1 protein-coding gene is annotated in these 271 nt (G+C 63.1%); it reads right to left on the reverse strand.

Annotation, left to right across the window (positions count from 1 at the left end; genetic code table 11):
- A partial coding sequence (locus SB725_RS31325; protein ID WP_410923306.1) for a hypothetical protein occupies positions 1-271 on the reverse strand: 271 nt, incomplete at both ends.

Below are 271 nucleotides of genomic sequence, written 5' to 3' on the forward strand. Positions count from 1 at the left end.
CCAGCTGGTTGGCCTGAATATCCAGCTCGCGATAGCTCAGGCGCTGCTCGGCGAAGAACACCGCTGGTGCATCCGGCGCCTTGGCCGCCTGATCGGCAAACAGCTGGTGAACAAAACGCTCGGTCGGATAGACCACATCGGTGTGGTCCCACTCCTGGCGAATGCGGCGCTGCTCGTCCTGACCCAGCATCGGCAGCTCGCCCAGGGCTTGCTGCGGTTCAAGCATGCCTTGCAGCAGATTGCGCCAGTGATCGGCAAGGCTCTGGACGGT

This window comes from Pseudomonas sp. SIMBA_041, assembly GCF_046535095.1.
GTDB classification, from domain to species: Bacteria; Pseudomonadota; Gammaproteobacteria; order Pseudomonadales; family Pseudomonadaceae; genus Aquipseudomonas; species Aquipseudomonas mucoides.